We start from the raw sequence: 22,798 nt of genomic DNA, 5'->3' as shown, positions 1-22,798 counted from the left end.
GGTGGGGCGGCTCGCTGAGAAATGTGGAGGTTGGCGTGGGCGTCGAGGTCAGGACCGAAGGCATTACCAAGTCCTTTGGTTCCCAGCGGATTTGGCAGGACGTTTCGATCACCCTGCCGTCCGGGGAGGTCAGTGCGCTGCTCGGCCCCTCTGGTACCGGTAAGTCCGTCTTTCTGAAGTCGCTGATCGGTCTGCTGCGCCCCGAGCGTGGCTCGATTTACATCGACGGCACCGATATCACCACCTGCTCCAACAAGGAGCTCTACGAGATCCGCAAGCTGTTCGGCGTCCTGTTCCAGGACGGCGCGCTGTTCGGCTCCATGCATCTGTTCGACAACGTCGCCTTCCCGTTGCGTGAGCACACGAAGAAGTCGGAGTCGGAGATCAAGAATATCGTCATGGAGAAGATGGAGATGGTGGGTCTCCTCGGTGCGGAGTTCAAGCTCCCCGGCGAAATCTCCGGTGGTATGCGCAAACGTGCCGGTTTGGCGCGCGCGCTGGTGCTCGACCCGCAGATCATCCTCGTCGACGAGCCGGACTCCGGTCTCGACCCGGTCCGCACCACCTACCTGAGCCAGCTGCTCATCGACATCAATGCTCAGATCGACGCCACGATCCTCATCGTGACCCACAACATCAACCTGGCCCGCACAGTGCCCGACAACATCGGCATGCTGTTCCGCCGCCAGCTGGTCATGTTCGGCCCTCGTGAGGTGCTGCTCACCTCCGACGAGCCGGTGGTCAAGCAGTTCCTCAACGGCCGGATGATCGGTCCGATCGGTATGTCCGAGGAAAAGGACGAGGCGCAGATGGCCCGCGAGCAGGCCATGGTCGACGCCGGTCACCACCACGGTGGCGCCGAGGAGATCGAGGGCATCATCCCGCAGATGAAGGCCACCCCGGGCATGCCGGTGCGTCAGGCGGTGCATCGCCGGAAGCAGCGGGTGCGCGAGATCATGCACACCCTGCCGCACGCCGCGCAGGTCGCCATCCAGCAGTCGCTGGAGGAGAACGACGACACCCAGGTGATGTCGTACAACACCGCCGAGCTCGCGCAGGGCGGCGCCTACGAGGCCACGGTGCCGCACCACCAAACGCCCAACGCGTAATCACCGCTTCGAATACCGCGCCGGATCACCGGCGCGGTATTCGCATTTTCGGCGCACGATGTCGATAAACCCGGCGACACGGCTGTTATGCATGACCGTCCGCGGGTGTAACGCAGGTAACATCTGCGATCGTGAACCCAACGCATGAGCGTTTACGGACTCCGGTCGAGTCAGGGTTCGCTCAGGCCGGGAAGATCTTCGCGTTGTTTCTCGATGTGGCGCGCAAGGTCTTTCGCCGGCCGTTTCAATGGCGTGAGTTCATCGAGCAATCATGGTTCATTGCCAGTGTCTCGATTCTGCCGAGCGCACTGGTAGCCATTCCGTTCGGCGCGGTCGTTGCGCTGCAAACCGGTTCGCTGATCAAACAGCTGGGCGCCGAATCGTTCACCGGTGCCACGAGTGTGCTCGCGACCGTCCAGCAGGCGGCGCCGGTGGTGACGGCGTTGATCATCGCGGGAGCCGCCGGTTCGGCGGTGGCCGCCGACCTCGGTTCGCGCACCATCAGGGAAGAGATCGACGCGTTGGAGGTGCTCGGCGTCGACCCGGTGCAGAAGCTGGTTGTGCCGCGCGTGCTCGGCATGATGCTGGTCGCGTTATTGCTCAACGGCCTGGTGTCGGTGGTCGGCATTGCTGGTGGCTATTTCTTCAATGTCTTGTTGCAGGGTGGTACACCGGGCGCCTATCTCGCGTCGTTCTCGGCGCTGGCGCAGCTGCCCGATTTGTGGATCGGCGAGATCAAAGCAGCTGTTTTCGGGCTTATCGCCGGCGTGATCGCCGCGTACAAGGGGCTACATCCGAGTGGGGGGCCGAAAGGAGTCGGCGACGCGGTGAACCAATCAGTGGTGATCACGTTCCTGGTGCTTTTCTTCGTGAACCTGGTCCTTACCTTGATCTATCTGCAGATTGTTCCCGCAAAGGGTTCCTGACCGGTGGCTGTCCGCTACCGGAATCCAGCCCTTGCCAAGACGGCCCGCCGGGCCGGGGATTTCGCACGTGCGCCACTGAATGTCATCGATCGCGCGGGCGAGCAGATGTCGTTCTACTCCCGTGCCATCGCATGGATTCCGCGGACCGCGGTGCACTATCGCAAGGAGGTCATGCGCCTGCTGGCCGAGGTGACCTTCGGCAGCGGTGCGCTCGCGGTGATCGGCGGGACCATCGGCGTCATCGTGTTCATGTCCGGTTCGGTCGGTGTGGTGGTGGGGCTGCAGGGCTTCAAGGCGCTCGATTCGCTCGGAAGTTCGGTACTGACCGGATTTCTCACCGCCTATATCAACACCAGGGAAATTGCGCCGCTGGTTGCCGCACTGGCGTTGTCGGCGACAGTGGGCTGTGGTTTCACCGCCCAACTGGGCGCCATGCGTATATCCGAGGAGATCGACGCGCTGGAAGTCATGGCGGTCCCCGGGGTGCCGTTCCTGGTGACGACCAGGGTGATCGCGGGATTCCTCGCCGTCATTCCGCTCTATGTCGTCGGCCTGCTCGGGACGTTCCTGGCCTCGCGGATGATCAGCATCTGGTTCAACGGCCAGTCCAGCGGGTCCTATGACCACTATTTCGGGCTATTTCTGCCACCCGAGGACGTGCTGTATTCGTTCCTCAAGGTGCTGGTGTTCGCGTTCGTGATCATCATGGTGCACTGCTATTACGGCTTCCACGCCACCGGCGGTCCCGCTGGAGTGGGCGTCGCGGTCGGGCGGGCGGTCCGCGCCGCGATCGTGCTGGTCAATGTGCTGGACTTCTTCCTCAGTCTGGCGATCTGGGGCACCACGACGACGGTGCGGGTGGCGGGATGAGCAGCCGGGTGCAGTGGTGGCGGTCGACGGCCAAGGTCAGGAACAGACTGCTCGGTATCGCGTTCTTCGTGCTGGTGGCGCTGTTCCTCTGGACGACTGTGGCCATTTACAACAAGACGTTCGTGAACTCTGTCGATGTCCGTCTGATCACCGACAGCGTCGGCAACTCGCTCACCAAGAACGCCGATGTGAAGGCGCGCGGAGTCAACGTCGGCGAGGTACGGTCCAGCCGCGCCGAGGGCGGTGAGGTCACCCTCGAGCTGGCCATTGATCCGGATCGCGCCGAGCAGATCCCGGTCAACACCACTGCCAGGTTGTTGCCGAAGACCCTGTTCGGTGAACGCTATGTGGATCTGGTCATCCCGCAGGATCCGAGCCCGGAGCATCTGACCTCCGGGGTGACGTTGCATCAGGACGCCAGCGGCAATGCGATCGAGGTGAGCCAGCTGCTCGACGATCTGCTGCCACTGTTGCAGGCGATTCCGCCGCAGGATCTGGCAGCCACACTCGGCGCGCTGTCGCAAGCGCTGTCCGGCCAGGGTGAGGGGCTCGGTGCGACGCTCGATCGGCTCGATGTCATCTTGACCGACGTCAATGCGGTGCTGCCCGAGCTGCGCGAGGGCCTGCGCAGTCTGGCCGAAACCGCGGTCACCTACGCAGACGCCGCACCGCAGCTGATCGACGCCCTGGACAACCTGCGCACCACGAACGCGACGATTGTGCAGCGCCGCACCGATATCGACGTGTTGCTTGCCACCCTGACGCCGACCTCGGCGGCGACCGCCGACTTCCTGATCGCCAACCACGACAACATCATCGATATCGCCGCCGACGCCCGCCCGGCACTGGAACTGCTGGCCACCTATTCGCCGACCTACGTCTGCGCGCTGGCCAACTTCGCCGAGATGCGTCCGCGCATCGACCAGATCATGGGTATGGGCACCGACCGCCCCGGCTCAAGGGTGACGATCGAGCTGATCAACACCCGCGGTCGCTACCTGCCAAATCAAGACGAACCGCGCTGGCTCGATACCCGCGGTCCTTCCTGTTTCCCGGAGTTTCCGCTGGGTGTGGATGCCGGGCAGTATCCGGGCGGGCCGAACAATGACGGCTCCTATCAGGTGCCGAGCCGTAATCCGGGCGATCAGCAGATCGGCGCCATGCAAGCGCCGCAGTTCGGTGTCTTCCCCGCGGGCAATACCCCGACCCTCGCCGGCTCGCCGGGTGAACAGCATGCCCTCGGCGCGATCTACGGTGCCGTGCAAGGGGTTTCGCCGGATCAGGTGCCGGGTTGGGTGACCAGGATCGCCGCACCCGCCTTCCGCGGCAGCGAGGTGAGTGTGCGATGAAGGCGAAGCTGCGCGGCCTGGGTGGTCCGCTCACCAAACTGGTGATCTTCGTGGTGGTGACCCTGCTCGCGACGACGTTTCTCGGGCTGTCGATCGCCAATTACACCGGCGGCGGGACGCTGTTCAAAGCCCGCTTCACCGATGTCACCTCGCTCAATCCGGGTGATGAGATCCGGATCGCCGGTGTGCGCGTCGGCAAGGTAACCGGCATCTCGATCGTGGACCGGCGCCTGGCCGAGGTGAAGTTCGAGCTCACCGATCGGGAATGGCTGCCCGCGTCGGTCACCGCGACCATCCGGTTCCGCAATCTGGTCGGGCAACGTTATATCGAGCTCGAACGCGGCCCCGGCGAACAGGGGCGCAAGCTCAACGAGGGCGCCACGATCCCGCTGGAGCGCACCCGGCCCGCATTGAATCTGACCACCTTGTTCGACGGGTTCCGGCCGCTGTTCCGTACATTGCAGCCCGAGGACGTCAACAAGCTGTCCTACGAGATCATCCAGGTCTTCCAGGGTGAGCAGGGCACCGTGGCAGACCTGGTTGCCAGCACCGCGAACCTGACCAACAAGATCGCCGACAAGGACGCGGTCATCGGGGAGCTGGTCCGGGACCTGACCGAGGTGCTCGACACGATCAACGCGCGCGAGGATCAATTCGACCAGCTCATCGTCAATACCGCGGCGCTGATCGACGGCCTTGCCGCCCAACGCGACATCATCGGTAACGCGGTCACCTCGCTCGGTGACGTCGCCACCGCCACCTCGGAACTGCTGGTGCCGACCCGTCCGTCGTTACAAGGCACCATCGCCGGGTTGAGTCAGCTGACCGGCGTCATCGATGAACGCAGCGACGAGGTGAACCAGGCGCTGGTGAATCTGCCCATCAAGATGGAAAAGCTCGGCCGTGTCGGCAGTTACGGTTCCTGGTTCCAGTTCTATCTGTGCGGCATCGACATCGTGGCCGGGCCGGGTGTCCCCGACGCCCCTCAGCTGAATCTGCCCGCCGGGATGCCGACGATCAATCAGCCGCTCTACACCAATGCCGCCCCGCGCTGTCATGGGGAAGGGGGCCGCTGATGGACGACCGGGTATTGCTCGGCACACGCAGCCCCGCCTTTATCGGCGTGCTCGGCCTGGTGATGGTGCTGCTGGTGACGATGTCGGCGTTCTTCCTCGACCGGCTGCCGATCATCGGCGCAGGCATCTCCTACTCGGCCGAATTCTCCGAAGCCGCAGGCCTCACACGCGGTAACGAAGTGCGGGTCGCCGGAGTGAAGGTCGGTTCGGTATCGGGCGTGCGGCTCGACGGTGACCGGGTGCTGGTCGACTTCCGCACCAGGGACACCTGGATCGGCGACGAAACCACCGCCTCCATCCAGATCAAAACGCTGCTCGGGCAGAAGTATCTGGCGTTGGATCCGCAGGGTTCGCGGGTGGCCGATCCCAGTGAGCCGATCCCGTTGTCGCGCACCGTGTCTCCCTACGACGTGATCGACGCCTTCAGCGATGCCGCGCGCACCCTCGACGATATCGATACCACCCAGCTGGCCACCTCGATGCGGGTGCTCTCGGACGCGTTCACCGCCACGCCGCCGCATATTCGCAGTGCCATCGACGGGGTCACCAGGCTGTCGAACACCGTGGCCAAACGCGACGACGAACTGCGCAAACTGTTCGCCGCGACCGCGAAGACCACCCAGGTGCTGGCCGATCGCAATGCCGAATTCGAGCGTCTGCTCACCTCGGCCGGTCAGCTGTTCGCCGAACTCAATATCCGCCAGCAGTCCATCTCGCAGCTGCTGGCCGGCGCGCAGACGGTATCGACCGAGCTGAGTGCGCTGGTGGCCGATAACGAGAAACAGATCGGTCCGGCGCTGACGAATCTGCAAGCCGCGATCGACCTGCTCAATGCCAATCAGCAGAACATCGCCACGACGCTGGAACTCGCGGCACCGTTCTACGGGGTGTACGCGAATGTGCTCGGCACGGGACGATGGTTCGACGCGGTCATCGTCAACGTCACGCCGCCGGGTCTGCCGGAGATTCCCGGTTATCGGCCGCCGGTGCGCACGCTGGGAGGCAACTGATGGCGATGCGACGTGGCAGCAAGATCGCGATCGCGCTGGCCGTGGTGATCGCGCTGGTCGCGGGCGGGGCGCTGTGGTGGTTGTTCGACCGGCTGAACACCACGACGATCACTGCCTACTTCGACCGCTCGGTGGGCATCTACGAGGGTTCGGATGTGCGGGTCCTCGGTGTTCCGGTGGGGTCGGTGGATTCGGTCGAGCCGATGGGCGATCAGGTGAAGATCGTCATGAGCGTCGACCGTTCCTACGACATTCCCGCCGACGCACGGGCCGCGCAGATCACCCCGTCGATCGTGTCGGACCGCTACATCCAGCTCACACCCGTCTACCGGGGCGGACCGAAAATGGAGCGCACCGCGACGATCCCGCGCGACCGGACGGTGACGCCGATCGAAGTGGATCAGCTCTATCGCAGTATCACCGAACTATCGCGGGCCCTCGGCCCTGAGGGCGCCAATGCCGACGGTGCACTCGATCAGCTGGTGCAGACCTCGGCGCAGAATCTGGCGGGCAATGGCGCCGCGATCGCCGATGGCATCACCGAACTGTCGGCGGCGGCACGCACGCTGTCGGATTCGCGCGGCGACATCTTCGACACGGTCAAGAACCTGCAATCGTTCATCACGATGCTTGCCCGCAACGACCAGCAGGTGCGTCAGTTCAACACCCAGCTCGCGGACCTGTCGTCGTTTCTGGCCGGTGAACGGCAGAACCTCGGTAATGCGCTGGAACTGCTGTCGATCGCGCTCGGCGATGTGGCCAGGTTCATCGACGCGAACCGGCAGCTGATCCAGGGCAATGCCGACTCGCTGATCACCCTCACCCAAACCCTCGCCGACCAGCGTGACGCGCTGGCGGAAGCGTTGCCGGTGCTGCCGGTGGCCTTGAGCAACCTGATCAATATCCACAACGGCGAATCCGGCACGCTCGATATGCGCGCCAACTTCCCCGATCTGCAGGACCCGTTCGGCGCGATCTGCCGGATGCTCGATCTGAGCAAGCTCATGCCAGGCGATCCGAAGTTCGAGGCGATCGGCAAACAGATGCGGCCGCTGCTCGAACGCTGCACGATCATCGCCGACCAGATCACCGCGGCCGTCAAGACCCCGACCCTGATCCTGCCGTTCGGCATCCTGAGCGGCGAGAACCAGCAGCGTGCCCCCGTGCCGGGCACCGTGCCGGGCACGCCATCCGATCGGCTGCCGCCTTCGCAGGGAGGTGAGCGATGATGCGTCGCCGGATCGCGGGAGCTGCTGCCGTCGTGCTGTCGGGACTACTGCTCGGGTCGTGTTCGTCGGACGGCATCTACAGCATTCCGTTGCCCGGCGGTGCGGACGTCGGTGCGGATCCCATGCGTATCGATATCCGTTTCGACGATGTGCTGGATCTGGTGCCACAGTCCGTGGTGAAGGTCGAGGGCGTGCCGGTCGGACGAGTGGAGGACATCACCCTCGCCGCGGACGGCTGGACCGCGAACGTCGCGACACTGGTGAATTCGTCGGTCGATCTGCCCGCGAACGCGCTGGCCGAGGTGCGGCAGTCGAATCTGCTCGGCGAGAAGTTCATCGAACTGTCCGCACCAGAAGGTGGTGAGTCGGGGCCACGACTGACCGACGGCGCGGTGATCCCGTTGACCAACACCAGGCACGCCACCGAGATCGAGCAGGTGCTCGGAGCGTTGTCACTACTCCTCAACGGCGGTGGGGTGGCGCAGTTGCAGCCGATTGTCAGTGAGTTGAACAAGGCGCTCGGTGGTCGCGAGGATCGGGTCCGTGCGGTGCTGGAGGAGGCGAACACCCTCATCGGCGGGCTCAACGACCAGGTCGACGACATCACGAGGGCGCTCGATGGTCTGGAGACGCTGAGCAATCGAGTCGCCGCACAGACCGGGCAGCTCACCGCGATCATCGACGAACTACCCGAGGGCATCCGGATCCTGGAGGAGCAGCGGCCGCAATTGATCGCGCTGCTTGCCCAGCTGGATCGGGTCGGGCGGGCCGGCTTCGACGTCATCGACACCGCCAAGGACGACCTCATCCGCGATCTGCGCGCCCTGCGGCCCACGTTGCAGGAACTCGGCCGCGCCGCGCCGGACCTGGTGACCGCGCTGCCGCTGATCCCCACCTATCCGTTCCCGGATTCGACCCTGGAGGGCACCTTCGGCGGGCAGGTCAATACCTGGCTGTCGGTGGATCAGCAGATCGGCGTGACACTGAGCAACCTCGGCGTCGGCAAACCCGACCCGGTGTACATCCCGCCGATCGGGCCGCCGGTGAATGTCGACCCGAGCAACCCGTACTACAACGGCAACGGACCGCGACCCGGCTGGCCGACGGTGTCACTGCTGCCCTTGCCGCCGACGATGGCGGTCGTGCCCGTGCCGGGGCAACCGGGTGTGCCAGGACTTCCGCCGCAGCTCGGGCCGCTGCTCGAACAGTTCGGCGCCGGGGGTGGTCCGCGATGACGCGCATGGTGCGGTATCAGCTGATCGCGTTCGCGATCGTTGCGGTGCTCGGCGTCGTCTATGTCGGCGCCCGCTATATCCGGCTCGATCACATGCTCGGGTTCGGCCAGTACGAGGTGATGGTGCGGGCCGAGCACACCGGCGGTGCCTACACCGACGCCGAGGTCACCTATCGCGGGGTGCCGGTGGGCCGGGTGGGCGGACTCGACCTGACCGATGACGGAGTGCTGATCACCTTGGTGATCGATGCGAGTTCGCCGCCGATCCCGTCATCAGCGCGGGCCGTGGTGGCCAACCGGTCGGCGATCGGTGAACAGTATGTCGACCTGCAACCCGACACCGTCGGCGAACCGTACCTGCGGGACGGGTCGATCATCGATACGGTGACCACACCGGTGCCGGTGGAGGAACTGATCGGCAGCGTTGACACCCTCGCGAGCACCGTCGACCTGACGGCTCTGAGCACGACAGTCACCGAACTCGGCCGTGCGCTCGACGGCAAGGGCGGCGATCTGCGCGGGCTGCTCGATTCGTTGCGCACCTTCACCGAGACCTTCCGTGAGGCGCTGCCGCAGACGGTGCAGCTGATACGTGACGGCCGGGTCGCCCTTGGCACGCAGGCCGCCCAGTCGGCCGAGATTCGGGAGTTCAGCGCCGGCCTCGACCAGCTCGCCGCACAGTTGCGAGCCAGCGATCCCGCGGTGCGCCGGCTCATCGGGACCGGTACCGACGCCGGTCAGCAGATCGGTGCCCTGCTGAACGAGAGCGGCGGCGCGCTCACCACCGATCTGACGAATCTGCGCGTGCTATTGCTGGCCATCTCCCCGCAGTTCTACGCGATCAAACCGCTGCTACAGATGCTGCCGCAGCTGTCCATCGGCGCCTCCGCCACCGCGCCCGGCGACGGCACCAGCCATTTCGGGCTGGTGCTCGAGACCAACAACCCACCCGCCTGCACCGTCGGCTACGAGGGCACCCAGGTGATCCTCGACCAGATGAAGGCGCAGAACCCGGACTTCGACGACACCCGCGACGAGTTCCCCTTCAACACCGAGGCCACCTGCACGGTGCCGTTCGGCAATCCGACCGCGGTCCGCGGTGGTGAACGTGCCGACCTCGCCGATCCAGCCATCGTCCAGCCGTGGGACGACAACCCCAAGGTCGACCCCGACAAGCTCAACCTGACCCCCATTGCCGTCCAGCTCTCGACCCTGCTGGGAGTAACGCCGAAACGCTGACCGAATGACACGAGGTGTGTAGTGAATCTCGACCCGCTCGATCCCGAGGGAAGCCCGGAGCGTCCGCCCCGGAGCGAAGCGCAGACCGGTCCCGGCCACAACCCGCAGCCTGGTGCCGCCGAGCCGGTGCCGTCCTCCACCGCCCCCGAGTCTCGCACCGAAGCCGCCGACCAGAAGGACGGCGAGATCGGGACGGAGTCGTCGGTCGCCGCCGAGCGCGGAACACACATGGCAGATGATCGGCCCGGTCGGTCCGGTCCGACGAGGCTCGTTACGGCTGCGGCGGTTGGTGCGCTGGTGGTCGCGTTGGCCGCGTCCGTGTGGTTCGGGGCGGGCTGGGTGCGGGCCGCCTACTTCACCGATGGACCACGGGCGGCCGCGCGCGATGCCGCATTGGACGCCGCGCAGCAGGCGGCGATCAATATGACCTCGATGAATCTCGACGATGTGCCGGGATCGCTGGCGATCGCGCGGTCGTCGATGACCGGGCCGATCCTTGCCTCGGCGACCGAACATCAGCAGCAGGCCGAGGCAATGGCGACGCAGGCGGGCGTGCGGATGGAATCAACCGTGCTCGGCGCGGCGTTGACTTCACTGAACTCCGAGCGGGATCGGGCATCGGCGCTGGTGGTGCTGCGTGTCACCGAGGCCAAGCCAGGGGAGCGGCCGACCGGGTATCGGTACACCTGGAGCCTCGACATGGCCAAGGAAGGGCAGACCTGGAAAGCCGAGCAGGTGGCGTCGCTGGGTCAGCCGGTGCCGCTGAACGATGCCGGAACCATTCCCGCCGACCCGCCGGCGCCCGGCCAGGGTGGCGCCACCCCGGGCAGCCAGTCGCCTGGCTCCGGGCCTGCTTCCACACCGGGTGAGTCGGGCGCCGCTCCCGCCCCGGCGGAGCCCACCGGTTCGCTCCGTCCGGGCGGAACCCGGTGACACCCCGGGGTGCGCTCGGCGGCCGGGCGCGTCACCCGTCCCACAACTCCAGTCGATAGCCGGTGCCAAGGAGGAACAGCGATGGCTGAACGTCGATCCGTCAACAAGATCTCCTCTCGTCGCCCGGCCGAACGCCAGGGTCGTCCGATCCGCCGCACCGGTACGCCGTCGACGGGAACCCGTGGCATCGCCGCGTCCGGCGCTCGCTCGACCGGCAGCCGCGCCGGCGGAGCACGCCGCGCGGACAGCCGCGGCCCCGCCGCGCTGACCGGAGCGAGCACCACCCGCGCGTCCCGCACCAAGGCCGCGCGCATTGCACGGCTGTCGCGTCCGACGCAGAGCGGCCGGGATCGCCGCCATTTCCTGTCGCGCAGACGCCCCCGCTCCGGTCGGGCCGGTTCTTGGACCCTCCCACTGGCGTGCGGTATCGCCGCGCTGGCGCTGGCCGCCTTCGCCATCGTCGCCGCCCTGCGACCCGGTGTCCCCGACGACAACTCCGCTTTCGTCGACAACGCCACCACCGAAGAAGTGCGGGCCGCCGCCGAGCACGCCCTGCGCACTGTCTACGGCTATGAGGTCAACGACATCGACGGCTATCAGGAGGCCGTCTCGCAGGTGCTCACCGGCACTATGCGCGAGGAGCTCGACAGCTATGCCGCGACCACCATTTCGGCCATAAAACAGGCCGGGACCAGCACCGAAGCCCATCCCGAGCCGATCGGTGTGACGTTGCTGTCCGGCGACCGAGCCGAGGTCCTTGTCAACCTCGTTGTCAGTGCGGAGAAGGACGGGATCGCGCAGCAGAGTGTCGCCGGACCGGTGGTGCTGCAGATGCGGAAGGTGGATGGCCGCTGGCTGGCCGAAGACATCATCGACCGATGACAACCGGCTGATCCGAGCCGTTACACGGCCTGGATAAGCACAGCGGGGCAGTCGATCTCGCCGGCTGCCGACCCGGTGCTGCCACTTGACGAGTCTCGTTGGACCCGTCACGCTATTCACAGCAGCGGCAGCTGTCACCGTGGCGGTAATCCGTCACATATGACACTCGGCTCACCGTGGTTCACGACGCAGCCAGCGGAATCGGACACGGCCGGAGCAGGGTGGGCCGGACACGGCGCGTCAGCCACGCGAAAATTCGCACGGCTGGTACTTTGACACCTCCGTGTCAGTAGGTGTAAGTTTGGACGTTGCGCTGGCTGCCTCCTGTCCATACCTCGATTTGCACACGTAAGTTCCACCCTTCCGGTGTTACTTCCGTTGGTGCCTGTTCGAGTTTCGTTCGGGTTGTAACCAGCGGAATTCGTAGCAGACAAGCGACGGTCGCGGACCACCACGCGACGCGCGTGAGGTGCTGGAAGGACGCATCTTGGCAGTCTCCACCCAGACAAGCGCCAATTCGAAGCTGGGAGTTGCGGGGTCTATCCCCGGGGCCCCGTTGCGGGTGTCTTTCGCGAAGCTCAGGGAGCCGCTTGCGGTGCCCGGGCTTCTCGATCTACAAACGGAATCTTTCGCCTGGCTGATCGGGTCGCCCGAATGGCGTGAGCGGGCAGCTGCCCGCGGCGACGTCGGCCTGGTCGGTGGGCTCGAGGAGGTGCTCGAGGAGCTCTCGCCCATCGAGGACTTCTCCGGGTCGATGTCTCTGTCCTTCTCGGATCCGCGCTTCGAAGAGGTCAAGGCCTCTATCGATGAGTGCAAAGACAAGGACATGACCTACGCGGCTCCGCTGTTCGTCACCGCGGAGTTCATCAACAACAACACCGGTGAGATCAAGAGCCAGACGGTCTTCATGGGTGATTTCCCGATGATGACCGACAAGGGCACGTTCATCATCAACGGCACCGAGCGCGTCGTCGTCTCGCAGCTGGTGCGCTCGCCCGGTGTCTACTTCGACCACTCCGTCGACAAGAGCACCGAGAAGGATCTGCACAGCGTGCGGGTCATCCCGAGCCGTGGCGCGTGGCTGGAGTTCGACGTCGACAAGCGCGACACCGTCGGCGTCCGCATCGACCGCAAGCGTCGTCAGCCGGTCACCGTGCTGCTCAAGGCGCTGGGCTGGACCACCGAGGAGATCCACGAGCGTTTCGGCTTCTCCGAAATCATGATGTCCACCCTCGAGAAGGACAACACCGCCGGTCAGGACGAGGCGCTGCTGGACATCTACCGCAAGCTGCGTCCGGGCGAGCCGCCGACCAAGGAGTCCGCGCAGAACCTGCTGGAGAACCTGTTCTTCAAGGAGAAGCGCTACGACCTGGCACGCGTCGGTCGCTACAAGATCAACAAGAAGCTGGGTATCCACCTCGGCGAGCCGGTCACCAGCTCGGTGCTGACGAAGGAAGACATCGTCAACATCATCGAGTACCTGGTGCGCCTGCACTCGGGTGACCGCGCGATGACCGCGCCCGGTGGTGCCGAGGTTCCGGTCGAGGTCGATGACATCGACCACTTCGGCAACCGTCGTATCCGTACCGTCGGCGAGCTGATCCAGAACCAGATCCGGGTCGGCCTGTCCCGCATGGAGCGCGTGGTCCGCGAGCGGATGACCACCCAGGACGTCGAGGCCATCACGCCGCAGACCCTGATCAACATCCGCCCGGTCGTCGCCGCGATCAAGGAGTTCTTCGGAACCTCCCAGCTGTCGCAGTTCATGGACCAGAACAACCCGCTGTCGGGCCTGACCCACAAGCGCCGCCTCAACGCGCTCGGCCCAGGTGGTCTGTCCCGTGAGCGTGCCGGCCTGGAAGTCCGAGACGTCCACCCCTCGCACTACGGCCGCATGTGCCCGATCGAGACCCCGGAAGGCCCGAACATCGGCCTGATCGGTTCGCTGTCGGTGTACGCGCGGGTCAACCCGTTCGGCTTCATCGAGACGCCGTACCGCAAGGTCGTCGAGGGCCGGGTCACCGACGAGGTCAAGTACCTCACCGCCGACGAGGAGGACCGCGAGGTCCGCGCCCAGGCGAACTCGCCGATCGACGCCGACGGCAACTTCCTCGACGACCGGGTGCTCGCGCGCAAGGGCAACGAGGAGATGGAGTTCGTCGCCCCGCCCGAGGTGACCTACATGGACGTCTCGCCGCGCCAGATGGTGTCGGTCGCGACCGCCATGATTCCGTTCCTCGAGCACGACGACGCCAACCGTGCCCTCATGGGTGCGAACATGCAGCGTCAGGCCGTGCCGCTGATCCGTTCCGAGGCCCCTGTGGTCGGTACCGGTATGGAGCTGCGCGCCGCGGTCGACGCCGGTGACGTCGTGGTGAACGAGAAGTCCGGTGTGGTCGAGGAAGTCTCCGCCGACTACGTCACCGTGATGGCCGACGACGGCACTCGCAAGTCCTACCGGATGCGCAAGTTCGCCCGCTCCAACCAGGGCACCTGCGCCAACCAGCGTCCGATCGTGGACGAGGGGCAGCGGGTCGAGACCGGCCAGGTCCTCGCCGACGGTCCCTGCACCGAGAACGGTGAGATGGCGCTGGGCAAGAACCTGCTCGTCGCGGTCATGCCGTGGGAGGGCCACAACTACGAGGACGCGATCATCCTGTCGCAGCGCCTCGTGGAAGACGACGTCCTCACCTCCATCCACATCGAAGAGCACGAGATCGACGCCCGCGACACCAAGCTGGGCGCCGAGGAGATCACCCGGGACATCCCGAACGTCTCCGACGAGGTGCTCGCCGATCTGGACGAGCGCGGCATCGTCCGCATCGGTGCCGAGGTCCGCGACGGCGACATCCTGGTCGGCAAGGTCACCCCGAAGGGCGAGACCGAGCTGACCCCGGAGGAGCGGCTGCTGCGCGCCATCTTCGGTGAGAAGGCCCGCGAGGTCCGCGACACCTCGCTGAAGGTGCCCCACGGTGAGTCCGGCAAGGTCATCGGCATCCGCGTGTTCTCGCGCGATGACGACGACGATCTGCCTCCCGGCGTCAACGAGCTGGTGCGCGTGTACGTGGCGCAGAAGCGCAAGATCCAGGACGGCGACAAGCTGGCCGGTCGGCACGGAAACAAGGGCGTCATCGGCAAGATCCTCCCCACCGAGGACATGCCGTTCATGCCCGACGGCACCCCGGTCGACATCATCCTGAACACCCACGGTGTTCCGCGTCGTATGAACATCGGTCAGATCTTGGAGACCCACCTCGGGTGGATCGGCAAGGCGGGCTGGCAGGTCGACGTGGCCGCCGACGGCACCCGTCCGGAGTGGGCCAAGGCCCTGCCCGAGCAGATGCTGGGTGCGCCGGCCGACTCGAACATCGCCACCCCGGTGTTCGACGGTGCCCGCGAGGAGGAGCTGACCGGTCTGCTCGGCTCGACCCTGCCCAACCGCGACGGCGACCGCATGGTCAACGAGAACGGCAAGGCGACCCTGTTCGACGGCCGCTCCGGCGAGCCGTTCCCGTACCCGGTCGCGGTCGGCTACATGTACATCCTGAAGCTGCACCACCTGGTCGACGACAAGATCCACGCCCGTTCGACCGGCCCGTACTCGATGATCACCCAGCAGCCGCTCGGTGGTAAGGCGCAGTTCGGTGGTCAGCGCTTCGGTGAGATGGAGTGCTGGGCCATGCAGGCCTACGGCGCCGCCTACACCCTGCAGGAACTGCTGACCATCAAGTCCGACGACGTGGTGGGCCGTGTGAAGGTCTACGAGGCGATCGTCAAGGGCGAGAACATTCCGGAGCCGGGCATTCCGGAATCGTTCAAGGTGCTACTCAAGGAACTCCAGTCCCTGTGCCTCAACGTCGAGGTGCTGTCGTCCGACGGCGCCGCGATCGAGATGCGCGATGGCGACGACGAGGATCTGGAGCGGGCGGCGGCCAACCTGGGCATCAACCTGTCAAGGAACGAAGCGGCCACCGTCGACGATTTGGCGAACTAGGCGGCGGGCCGGGTGCCGTCTCCGGACGTCATCCGGCCTCCGCGCTCGACTCACTAGTGAACTTTTGCTCGAATTCGACCCGCACAGGGGAAAGGAAGTTACGTGCTAGACGTCAACTTCTTCGATGAACTCCGGATCGGCCTTGCCACCGCCGAAGACATCCGCCGGTGGTCCTACGGTGAGGTGAAGAAGCCGGAGACCATCAACTACCGCACGCTCAAGCCGGAGAAGGACGGCTTGTTCTGCGAGAAGATCTTCGGTCCCACCCGGGACTGGGAGTGCTACTGCGGCAAGTACAAGCGTGTCCGCTTCAAGGGCATCATCTGTGAGCGCTGTGGCGTCGAGGTCACCCGCGCCAAGGTGCGTCGTGAGCGGATGGGCCACATCGAGCTGGCCGCACCGGTCACCCACATCTGGTACTTCAAGGGCGTGCCCTCGCGCCTGGGTTACCTGCTCGACCTGGCGCCGAAGGATCTGGAAAAGATCATCTACTTCGCCGCCTACGTCATCACCACCGTCGACGAGGAGCTCCGTCACAACGAGCTGTCCACCCTCGAGGCGGAGATGGAGGTCGAGAAGAAGGCTGTCGCCGATCAGCGCGACGCCGATCTCGAGGCCCGCGCCCAGAAGCTCGAGGCCGATATCGCCGAGCTCGAGGCCGAAGGCGCCAAGTCCGACGTCCGCCGCAAGGTCAAGGACGGCGGCGAGCGTGAGATGAAGCAGCTGCGCGACCGCGCCCAGCGTGAGCTGGACCGGCTCGACGAGATCTGGACCACCTTCACCAAGCTGGCCCCGAAGCAGCTCATCGTCGACGAGGTCCTCTACCGCGAGCTGACCGACCGCTACGGCGAATACTTCACCGGCGCGATGGGCGCGGAGTCCATCCAGAAGCTGATGGAGAACTTCGACATCGAGGCCGAGGCCGAGAACCTGCGCGAGACCATCCGCAGCGGTAAGGGCCAGAAGAAGCTGCGTGCGCTCAAGCGACTCAAGGTCGTGGCCGCGTTCCAGACCAACGGCAACTCGCCCATGGGCATGGTGCTCGACGCCGTTCCGGTGATCCCGCCGGAGCTGCGTCCGATGGTTCAGCTCGACGGTGGCCGCTTCGCCACCTCCGACCTGAACGACCTGTACCGCCGCGTCATCAACCGCAACAACCGCCTCAAGCGACTGATCGACCTCGGTGCGCCCGAGATCATCGTCAACAACGAGAAGCGGATGCTGCAGGAGTCGGTCGACGCGCTGTTCGACAACGGCCGCCGCGGCCGTCCGGTCACCGGACCGGGCAACCGTCCGCTCAAGTCGCTGTCGGATCTGCTCAAGGGCAAGCAGGGTCGTTTCCGTCAGAACCTGCTCGGTAAGCGTGTCGATTACTCGGGCCGTTCGGTCATCGTCGTCGGTCCGCAGCTGAAGCTGCACCAGTGCGGTCTGCCCAAGCTGATGGCGCTGGAGCTGTTCAAGCCGTTCGTGATGAAGCGGCTGGTCGACCTGAACCACGCGCAGAACATCAAGTCCGCCAAGCGGATGGTGGAGCGGCAGCGGCCGCAGGTGTGGGATGTCCTCGAAGAGGTCATCGCCGAGCACCCGGTGCTGCTCAACCGTGCACCCACCCTGCACCGCCTCGGTATCCAGGCCTTCGAGCCGCAGCTGGTGGAAGGCAAGGCCATCCAGCTGCACCCGCTGGTCTGTGAGGCGTTCAACGCCGACTTCGACGGTGACCAGATGGCCGTGCACCTGCCGCTGAGCGCGGAGGCGCAGGCCGAGGCCCGCATCCTGATGCTGTCCTCGAACAACATCCTGTCGCCGGCTTCGGGTCGTCCGCTGGCCATGCCGCGTCTGGACATGGTGACCGGTCTGTACTACCTGACCCGCCTGCACGAGGGCGCAAAGGGCGAGTACCAGCCTGCCACCAAGGACGCGCCGGAGCAGGGCGTGTACTCCTCGCCCGCCGAGGCGCAGATGGCGGTCGACCGTGGTGAGCTGACCGTGCGGTCGCTGATCAAGGTGCGTCTGACCGACCAGCGTCCGCCCAAGGACGTCGAGGCGGAGCTGTTCCCCGAGGGCTGGCGTCGCGGCGAGGCCTGGACCACCCAGACCACGCTGGGCCGGGTGCTGTTCAACGAGCTGCTGCCCGCGGACTACGCGTTCATCAACGAGCAGATGCCGAAGAAGCGGCAGGCGACGATCATCAACGATCTCGCCGAGCGCTACCCGATGATCGTGGTCGCGCAGACCGTCGACAAGCTCAAGGACGCGGGCTTCTACTGGGCCACGCGTTCGGGTGTCACCGTCTCCATGTCGGACGTTCTCGTTCCGCCGGAGAAGGCCGAGATCATGGAGCGCTACGAGGCGCAGTCGGATCAGATCGAGAAGAAGTACCAGCGTGGTGCGCTCGATCACCAGGAGCGCAACAACGCCCTGGTCAAGATCTGGCAGGAGGCGACCGAAGAGGTCGGTAAGGCGCTGCGTGCGCACTACCCGGCCGACAACCCGATCATCACGATCGTCGATTCGGGCGCCACGGGTAACTTCACCCAGACTCGTACCCTCGCCGGTATGAAGGGCCTGGTGACGAACCCGAAGGGTGAGTTCATCCCGCGTCCGATCAAGTCCTCCTTCCGTGAGGGCCTGACCGTTCTCGAGTACTTCATCAACACCCACGGTGCCCGTAAGGGTCTGGCCGACACCGCGCTTCGTACCGCCGACTCGGGTTACCTGACCCGTCGTCTGGTGGACGTCTCGCAGGACGTCATCGTGCGCGAGCACGACTGTGGCACCGAGCGCGGCATCCTGGTGCCGATCGCCGAGAAGCAGCTCGACGGCTCGATCATCCGCGACGCGCATGTGGAAACCTCCACCTACGCCCGTACGCTGGCCGCCGACGCGGTCGACGCCAACGGAAACGTCGTGGTGACGAAGGGCGCCGACCTGGGCGACCCGGCCATCGAGGCGCTGCTCGACGCAGGCATCACCGAGGTCAAGGTCCGCTCCGTGCTGACCTGCACCACCGGCACCGGCGTGTGCGCGACCTGCTACGGCCGCTCCATGGCGACCGGCAAGCTGGTCGACATCGGTGAGGCCGTCGGTATCGTCGCCGCGCAGTCCATCGGTGAGCCCGGTACCCAGCTGACCATGCGTACCTTCCACCAGGGTGGTGTCGCAGGTGACGACATCACCGGTGGTCTGCCGCGTGTTCAGGAGCTGTTCGAGGCTCGCGTGCCGAAGGGCAAGGCGCCGATCGCCGAGGTTTCGGGTCGCGTGCGGCTCGAGGACGACGATCGCTTCTACAAGATCACCATCATCCCGGATGACGGTGGCGAGGATGTCGTCTACGACAAGCTCTCGAAGCGTCAGCGGCTGCGCGTGTTCAAGCACGACGACGGCACCGAGCGTCTGCTCTCGGACGGTGACCACGTCGAGGTCGGCCAGCAGCTGCTGGAAGGCGCGGCGGATCCGCACGAGGTGCTGCGCGTGATGGGCCCCCGTCAGGTGCAGATCCACCTGGTCCACGAGGTCCAGGAGGTCTACCGCTCGCAGGGTGTGTCGATCCACGACAAGCACATCGAGACCATCGTGCGTCAGATGCTGCGTCGCGTGACGATCATCGACTCCGGTGCCACCGAGTTCCTGCCCGGTTCGCTCACCGAGCGCGCCGAGTTCGAGGCGGCCAACCGTCGCGTCGTGTCCGAGGGTGGCGAGCCCGCGGCCGGACGTCCGGTGCTGATGGGTATCACCAAGGCGTCGCTGGCCACCGATTCGTGGCTGTCGGCGGCATCGTTCCAGGAGACCACTCGAGTCCTGACGGATGCGGCGATCAACTGCCGCTCCGACAAGCTCATCGGTCTCAAGGAGAACGTGATCATCGGTAAGCTGATCCCCGCCGGTACCGGTATCAACCGCTACCGCAACATCCAGGTTCAGCCGACCGAAGAGGCACGTGCCGCGGCGTACGCGGTGCCGTCCTACGACGACACCTACTACAGCCCGGAGGGCTTCGGCACCACCACAGGTGCCGCGGTCCCGCTGGACGACTACGGTTTCAGCGACTACCGGTAATCGGTAGGTAGAGACAGCATTCGGCCCCGCTCCGGTTTGGAGCGGGGCCGAAGTGCTACCTGGAACTGCTATCCGATCGCGTCGGCCAACAACTTCGCTGCCACCGTCGCACCATCGGTGCGGATCATGCCCGCGATTGCGTTCGCGCGGTCTCGGGTGGTCGAGGTCAGTGCTGTGTCGAGGGCAGCAGACAACGATGCCAGGTCGGGGGCGGGGCCTTCGCACGTCGTGCCGATGCCGAGGTCGGTGACTCGGTGGGCCCAGTACGGCTGGTCCATCATCTGGGGCACCACCACTTGCGGCACGCCGGCTCGGGTGGCGGTCGTTGTCGTGCCCGCGCCGCCGTGGTGGATGACGGCAGCGACCCGGGGGAACAACGCCTGGTGGTTGACTTCGCCGACGGCCATGCAGTCGGACTGGCCGTCGACCGGGGACAACTCGGCCCAGCCGCGGGATAGGAGGACACGGCGGTTGTGCGCGCGGGCTGCGTCGATCGCGACCCGGGCGATGCCGTTGTGCACCCGCATACTGCCGAAGCCGATGTATACCGGGGGCGTACCCGCATCCAGGAACGCCGCCAGGTCGGCGGGTAGGGGACGCGTATCGGGGACGATCCAGGCACCGGTCTGCACGATGTCCAGACCGGGGGACTCCGTCCATGGTGCGAGTACCGGGTCCGCTGCCAACCACGGCCGGTCGGTGACGACGTGGTCGCGCACATCGTCCACCGGTGGCAGTCCGAGCGTCGACCGGCCGGAATTCAGCGCCGTACCGAACTGTGCGTTCCACCCGAGGGCGTCGATCTCCCACTGCAGCCCGTTGCCGATCGCCTCCGGTGCGGGCCGATCGCCCGGCATCCGCGGCATGGGCGGATGGTGCGGTGAGGGCAGGCTGGTCGGCTGGTAGCTCGCGTACTGGTAGTGGATTCCCAGACGTTCCGCAGCCGACCGGGCGGCGATTTCGGTCATGCCGGTCGCTACTACGGCGTCGAATCCCGCGGCCGCTGCGGGGATCGTGTCGAATTGAGCTGTGGGCCACTGGTCGGCGTATTCCAGTAGATCCGCCGGCGAGACCTTTGCGCCGCGCAGCCCAGGGATCGGCGGCCCAAGGGGGACCATCGATACGCCCAGCTCAGCGCAGCGCCCTGCGAAGTCCGGCGGCGCGCAGACCTGTGCCTTGGCCCCGACCTCGCGCATTCCCAGTGCGAGCGCCAAGGCCGGCTCGATATCGCCCCGCGTCCCGCTCGCCGACAACAGCACCCGCACGCTGCCCCTCCTTGCACACGTAATTCGGCGTGAACCGTAGTCGGCCATGGGAAGTCAGGAGGTCACGGTGTCCCCACCGATGACGATGCGTGGGTACGTCAGGCGGACTCGCTGGCGGCAAGCCGGTCGCGCAGTCCGTCGAGCAGGGTGGTCAGGCCGAAGGTGAAGCCGGAGTCGGGGGCGGCGTTGTAACCGGTGGAGGCGGCAGCGGATTCGATGCGGCGGCGTAGGCGGGGGAATTGGGCGGCGACGTCGGTGGCGGCGGTCATGGCTTCGCGGAGTTCGTGTTCGGGATCGTTGCCTTTCTGGGCCAGGCGGCGATGGAGGGAGACGTTGGCTGCGGCGCCGACGGCGTTGCCGAGGACGAACATGAAGACGGTGGCGGCGGCGTTGTCGGCGTCGGCTTCGTCGAAGCCCGCCTCGTCGTAGACGGCGAGGACATGGTCGTCGTGGCGGGACTTGTTGGGGCCGTAGAGCAGATACGACGACTGCGCCTGCACCAGCCACGGATGTGTCGTGATCATGGTGTACATCCCGGTGGCCATGGTCTCGGCGGCGGTGCGCCAGTCCATTGTGCTCAGGTCGGGTAGGTCGACCTCGGCCCACACCGCGTCGGCCGCCAGTCGGACCAGGTTGTCCTTGTTCTTGACATGCCAGTACATGGCGGTGGCGGCGGCATCGAGTCGCTTGCCGAGGCTGCGCATGTTGAGCCCGTCCAGGCCCTCCTCATCGAGGAGTTCGATGGCGGTCGCGACGATCTGTTCGCTGGTCAGCGTGTCCCGGGACATGGCTGCACTCTATGCGCGAACCCAGCTCTTGCACAAAGTTCAAGGAATCACTTGTACTTAGTGCAAGTCTGTGCGTATTCTCTACTTGTACTTAGTTCAAGTCGGTGCACGGGAGAGTGCACCTGGGCAAGGAGAACCCATCATGAACGCCTTCGTCGCTGTTATGGCTCTGGCAATCGCGGCCGCATTCCTCAGCATGCCGATCGTTCGGAACCGCTACGGCCGAGGTGCAATGGTTCAGGCGCAGTCGGAGCTGGCTCGCCAGGGCGTGCGCACGACGGCGCTGTCCGAGCACGGGATGCGGTTCGACGCGAGCGGCCACGAATCCGCCGCGCCGATCAGCATCGCGGCGATCCTGATCGCCCTCGCCGGTGCGAACCTCGCAGGCGCCGATTGGGTGCGGCCGGTGAACTGGGCGGTCCTGATCCTGGTGCTGCTCGGCAATGCCGTGATCGTCTACAGCAACCTCACGGCTGTGCGGTCGGTCCAGGCCGCGTTCGAGCGCAAGGGCGATCCGGAATTGGCCCGTATCGACGTGCCTGCGCTGCTGAAGGCTGCCGAAGCCGGGTTCCCGGCATGGACCTGGACCTTGCAGAACGTTCGCAATGTGGTGGTGTTCGGGGCGGCGCTGCTCGGTCTGGTGGTCATGGCCGTCAGTTGACGCAAGGCCTGTCGCGCTTCGGTCCCGATACGCATTCGGCCCCTCGCTCCGCCATGGGAGCGAGGGGCCGAATGCTGTCGTTGGCCGGGTTCGTCAGTGATCGGCGGCCGAAGTCTGTTGTCGGCGTCAGGGCGTGCGGTTCAGGTACGCGACCGCGGCGTCGATGGCGGGTTGGCC

16 protein-coding genes are annotated in these 22,798 nt (G+C 65.8%); 14 read left to right on the top strand and 2 right to left on the bottom strand.

Features of this window, described 5'->3' with window-relative positions; genetic code table 11:
- Positions 1 to 35: 35 nt before the first annotated feature.
- The 13 genes from GV792_RS24355 to GV792_RS24295 all read left to right on the top strand — a co-directional run bounded on the left by GV792_RS24355 (position 36) and on the right by GV792_RS24295 (position 19,907).
- Positions 36 to 1,109 (top strand): ABC transporter ATP-binding protein, encoded by a 1,074-nt coding sequence (locus tag GV792_RS24355; RefSeq protein WP_175583033.1) that lies wholly within the window; start codon positions 36 to 38, stop codon positions 1,107 to 1,109.
- Between the two features lie 131 nt (positions 1,110 to 1,240).
- Complete coding sequence (locus GV792_RS24350; RefSeq protein ID WP_163826767.1) at positions 1,241 to 2,035, top strand: MlaE family ABC transporter permease; 795 nt, start codon at positions 1,241 to 1,243, stop codon at positions 2,033 to 2,035.
- A gap of 3 nt (positions 2,036 to 2,038) precedes the next feature.
- Positions 2,039 to 2,905 carry an MlaE family ABC transporter permease gene (locus GV792_RS24345; protein WP_163826766.1) on the top strand — a complete coding sequence of 289 codons (867 nt, stop codon included), beginning with the start codon at positions 2,039 to 2,041 and terminating at the stop codon, positions 2,903 to 2,905.
- Positions 2,902 to 4,254, top strand: coding sequence for an MCE family protein (locus tag GV792_RS24340; protein WP_163826765.1), 1,353 nt, complete (start codon positions 2,902 to 2,904; stop codon positions 4,252 to 4,254). The genes GV792_RS24345 and GV792_RS24340 overlap by 4 nt, the downstream gene beginning before the upstream one ends.
- Positions 4,251 to 5,330, top strand: a complete 1,080-nt coding sequence (locus GV792_RS24335; RefSeq protein WP_175583032.1) for an MCE family protein — start codon at positions 4,251 to 4,253, stop codon at positions 5,328 to 5,330. The genes GV792_RS24340 and GV792_RS24335 overlap by 4 nt, the downstream gene beginning before the upstream one ends.
- Complete coding sequence (locus tag GV792_RS24330) at positions 5,330 to 6,340, top strand: MCE family protein (RefSeq protein WP_256668094.1); 1,011 nt, start codon at positions 5,330 to 5,332, stop codon at positions 6,338 to 6,340. Before GV792_RS24335 ends, GV792_RS24330 begins: the two co-directional genes overlap by 1 nt.
- Positions 6,340 to 7,569 (top strand): MCE family protein, encoded by a 1,230-nt coding sequence (locus tag GV792_RS24325; protein WP_163826764.1) that lies wholly within the window; start codon positions 6,340 to 6,342, stop codon positions 7,567 to 7,569. The genes GV792_RS24330 and GV792_RS24325 overlap by 1 nt, the downstream gene beginning before the upstream one ends.
- On the top strand, positions 7,569 to 8,804 hold the full coding sequence (locus GV792_RS24320; RefSeq protein WP_375154318.1) for an MCE family protein: 1,236 nt from the start codon (positions 7,569 to 7,571) through the stop codon (positions 8,802 to 8,804). Before GV792_RS24325 ends, GV792_RS24320 begins: the two co-directional genes overlap by 1 nt.
- Positions 8,801 to 10,042 carry an MCE family protein gene (locus GV792_RS24315; protein WP_163826760.1) on the top strand — a complete coding sequence of 414 codons (1,242 nt, stop codon included), beginning with the start codon at positions 8,801 to 8,803 and terminating at the stop codon, positions 10,040 to 10,042. Before GV792_RS24320 ends, GV792_RS24315 begins: the two co-directional genes overlap by 4 nt.
- Before the next feature lie 21 nt (positions 10,043 to 10,063).
- On the top strand, positions 10,064 to 10,975 hold the full coding sequence (locus tag GV792_RS24310; protein WP_175583031.1) for a hypothetical protein: 912 nt from the start codon (positions 10,064 to 10,066) through the stop codon (positions 10,973 to 10,975).
- An 81-nt stretch (positions 10,976 to 11,056) separates the two neighbouring features.
- Entirely contained in the window at positions 11,057 to 11,857 is an 801-nt protein-coding gene (locus tag GV792_RS24305) for a hypothetical protein (RefSeq protein WP_256668095.1), read from the top strand.
- A gap of 469 nt (positions 11,858 to 12,326) precedes the next feature.
- Positions 12,327 to 15,851, top strand: a complete 3,525-nt coding sequence (rpoB, locus tag GV792_RS24300) for a DNA-directed RNA polymerase subunit beta (protein ID WP_375154317.1) — start codon at positions 12,327 to 12,329, stop codon at positions 15,849 to 15,851.
- 102 nt (positions 15,852 to 15,953) lie between these two features.
- Positions 15,954 to 19,907, top strand: a complete 3,954-nt coding sequence (locus GV792_RS24295; RefSeq protein ID WP_163826756.1) for a DNA-directed RNA polymerase subunit beta' — start codon at positions 15,954 to 15,956, stop codon at positions 19,905 to 19,907.
- A 68-nt stretch (positions 19,908 to 19,975) separates the two neighbouring features.
- On the opposite strand, the gene GV792_RS24290 is transcribed toward GV792_RS24295, so the two are convergent.
- Together GV792_RS24290 and GV792_RS24285 are read right to left on the bottom strand one after the other, a co-directional pair.
- A complete protein-coding gene (locus tag GV792_RS24290; protein WP_163826754.1) occupies positions 19,976 to 21,172 on the bottom strand; it encodes a glycosyltransferase in 1,197 nt (398 codons plus the stop codon).
- A gap of 98 nt (positions 21,173 to 21,270) precedes the next feature.
- Positions 21,271 to 21,960 (bottom strand): TetR/AcrR family transcriptional regulator C-terminal domain-containing protein, encoded by a 690-nt coding sequence (locus GV792_RS24285; RefSeq protein ID WP_163826752.1) that lies wholly within the window; start codon positions 21,958 to 21,960, stop codon positions 21,271 to 21,273.
- A 142-nt stretch (positions 21,961 to 22,102) separates the two neighbouring features.
- Here GV792_RS24285 and GV792_RS24280 point away from each other — a divergent pair, with 142 nt between their 5' ends.
- The gene (locus tag GV792_RS24280; protein WP_163826750.1) at positions 22,103 to 22,621 is read left to right on the top strand and encodes a hypothetical protein; all 519 of its coding nucleotides are present in this window, start codon (positions 22,103 to 22,105) and stop codon (positions 22,619 to 22,621) included.
- Positions 22,622 to 22,798: the final 177 nt, after the last annotated feature.

It is taken from the genome of Nocardia cyriacigeorgica, from assembly GCF_010868145.1.
Classification (GTDB): Bacteria; Actinomycetota; Actinomycetes; order Mycobacteriales; family Mycobacteriaceae; genus Nocardia; species Nocardia cyriacigeorgica_D.
The sequence above is the reverse complement of the archived record's forward strand: the minus strand, read 5'-3'. Positions and strand labels throughout refer to the sequence as shown.

What these genes read in the sequence shown, in the direction of transcription:
- GV792_RS24330 (WP_256668094.1), top strand. Translation starts at nt 5,330, where the DNA reads ATGGACGACCGGGTATTGCTCGGCACACGCAGCCCCGCCTTTATCGGC.
- GV792_RS24325 (WP_163826764.1), top strand. Translation starts at nt 6,340, where the DNA reads ATGGCGATGCGACGTGGCAGCAAGATCGCGATCGCGCTGGCCGTGGTG.
- GV792_RS24320 (WP_375154318.1), top strand. Translation starts at nt 7,569, where the DNA reads ATGCGTCGCCGGATCGCGGGAGCTGCTGCCGTCGTGCTGTCGGGACTA.
- GV792_RS24340 (WP_163826765.1), top strand. Translation starts at nt 2,902, where the DNA reads ATGAGCAGCCGGGTGCAGTGGTGGCGGTCGACGGCCAAGGTCAGGAAC.
- GV792_RS24280 (WP_163826750.1), top strand. Translation starts at nt 22,103, where the DNA reads ATGAACGCCTTCGTCGCTGTTATGGCTCTGGCAATCGCGGCCGCATTC.
- GV792_RS24315 (WP_163826760.1), top strand. Translation starts at nt 8,801, where the DNA reads ATGACGCGCATGGTGCGGTATCAGCTGATCGCGTTCGCGATCGTTGCG.
- GV792_RS24285 (WP_163826752.1), bottom strand. Translation starts at nt 21,960, where the DNA reads ATGTCCCGGGACACGCTGACCAGCGAACAGATCGTCGCGACCGCCATC.
- GV792_RS24335 (WP_175583032.1), top strand. Translation starts at nt 4,251, where the DNA reads ATGAAGGCGAAGCTGCGCGGCCTGGGTGGTCCGCTCACCAAACTGGTG.
- GV792_RS24305 (WP_256668095.1), top strand. Translation starts at nt 11,057, where the DNA reads ATGGCTGAACGTCGATCCGTCAACAAGATCTCCTCTCGTCGCCCGGCC.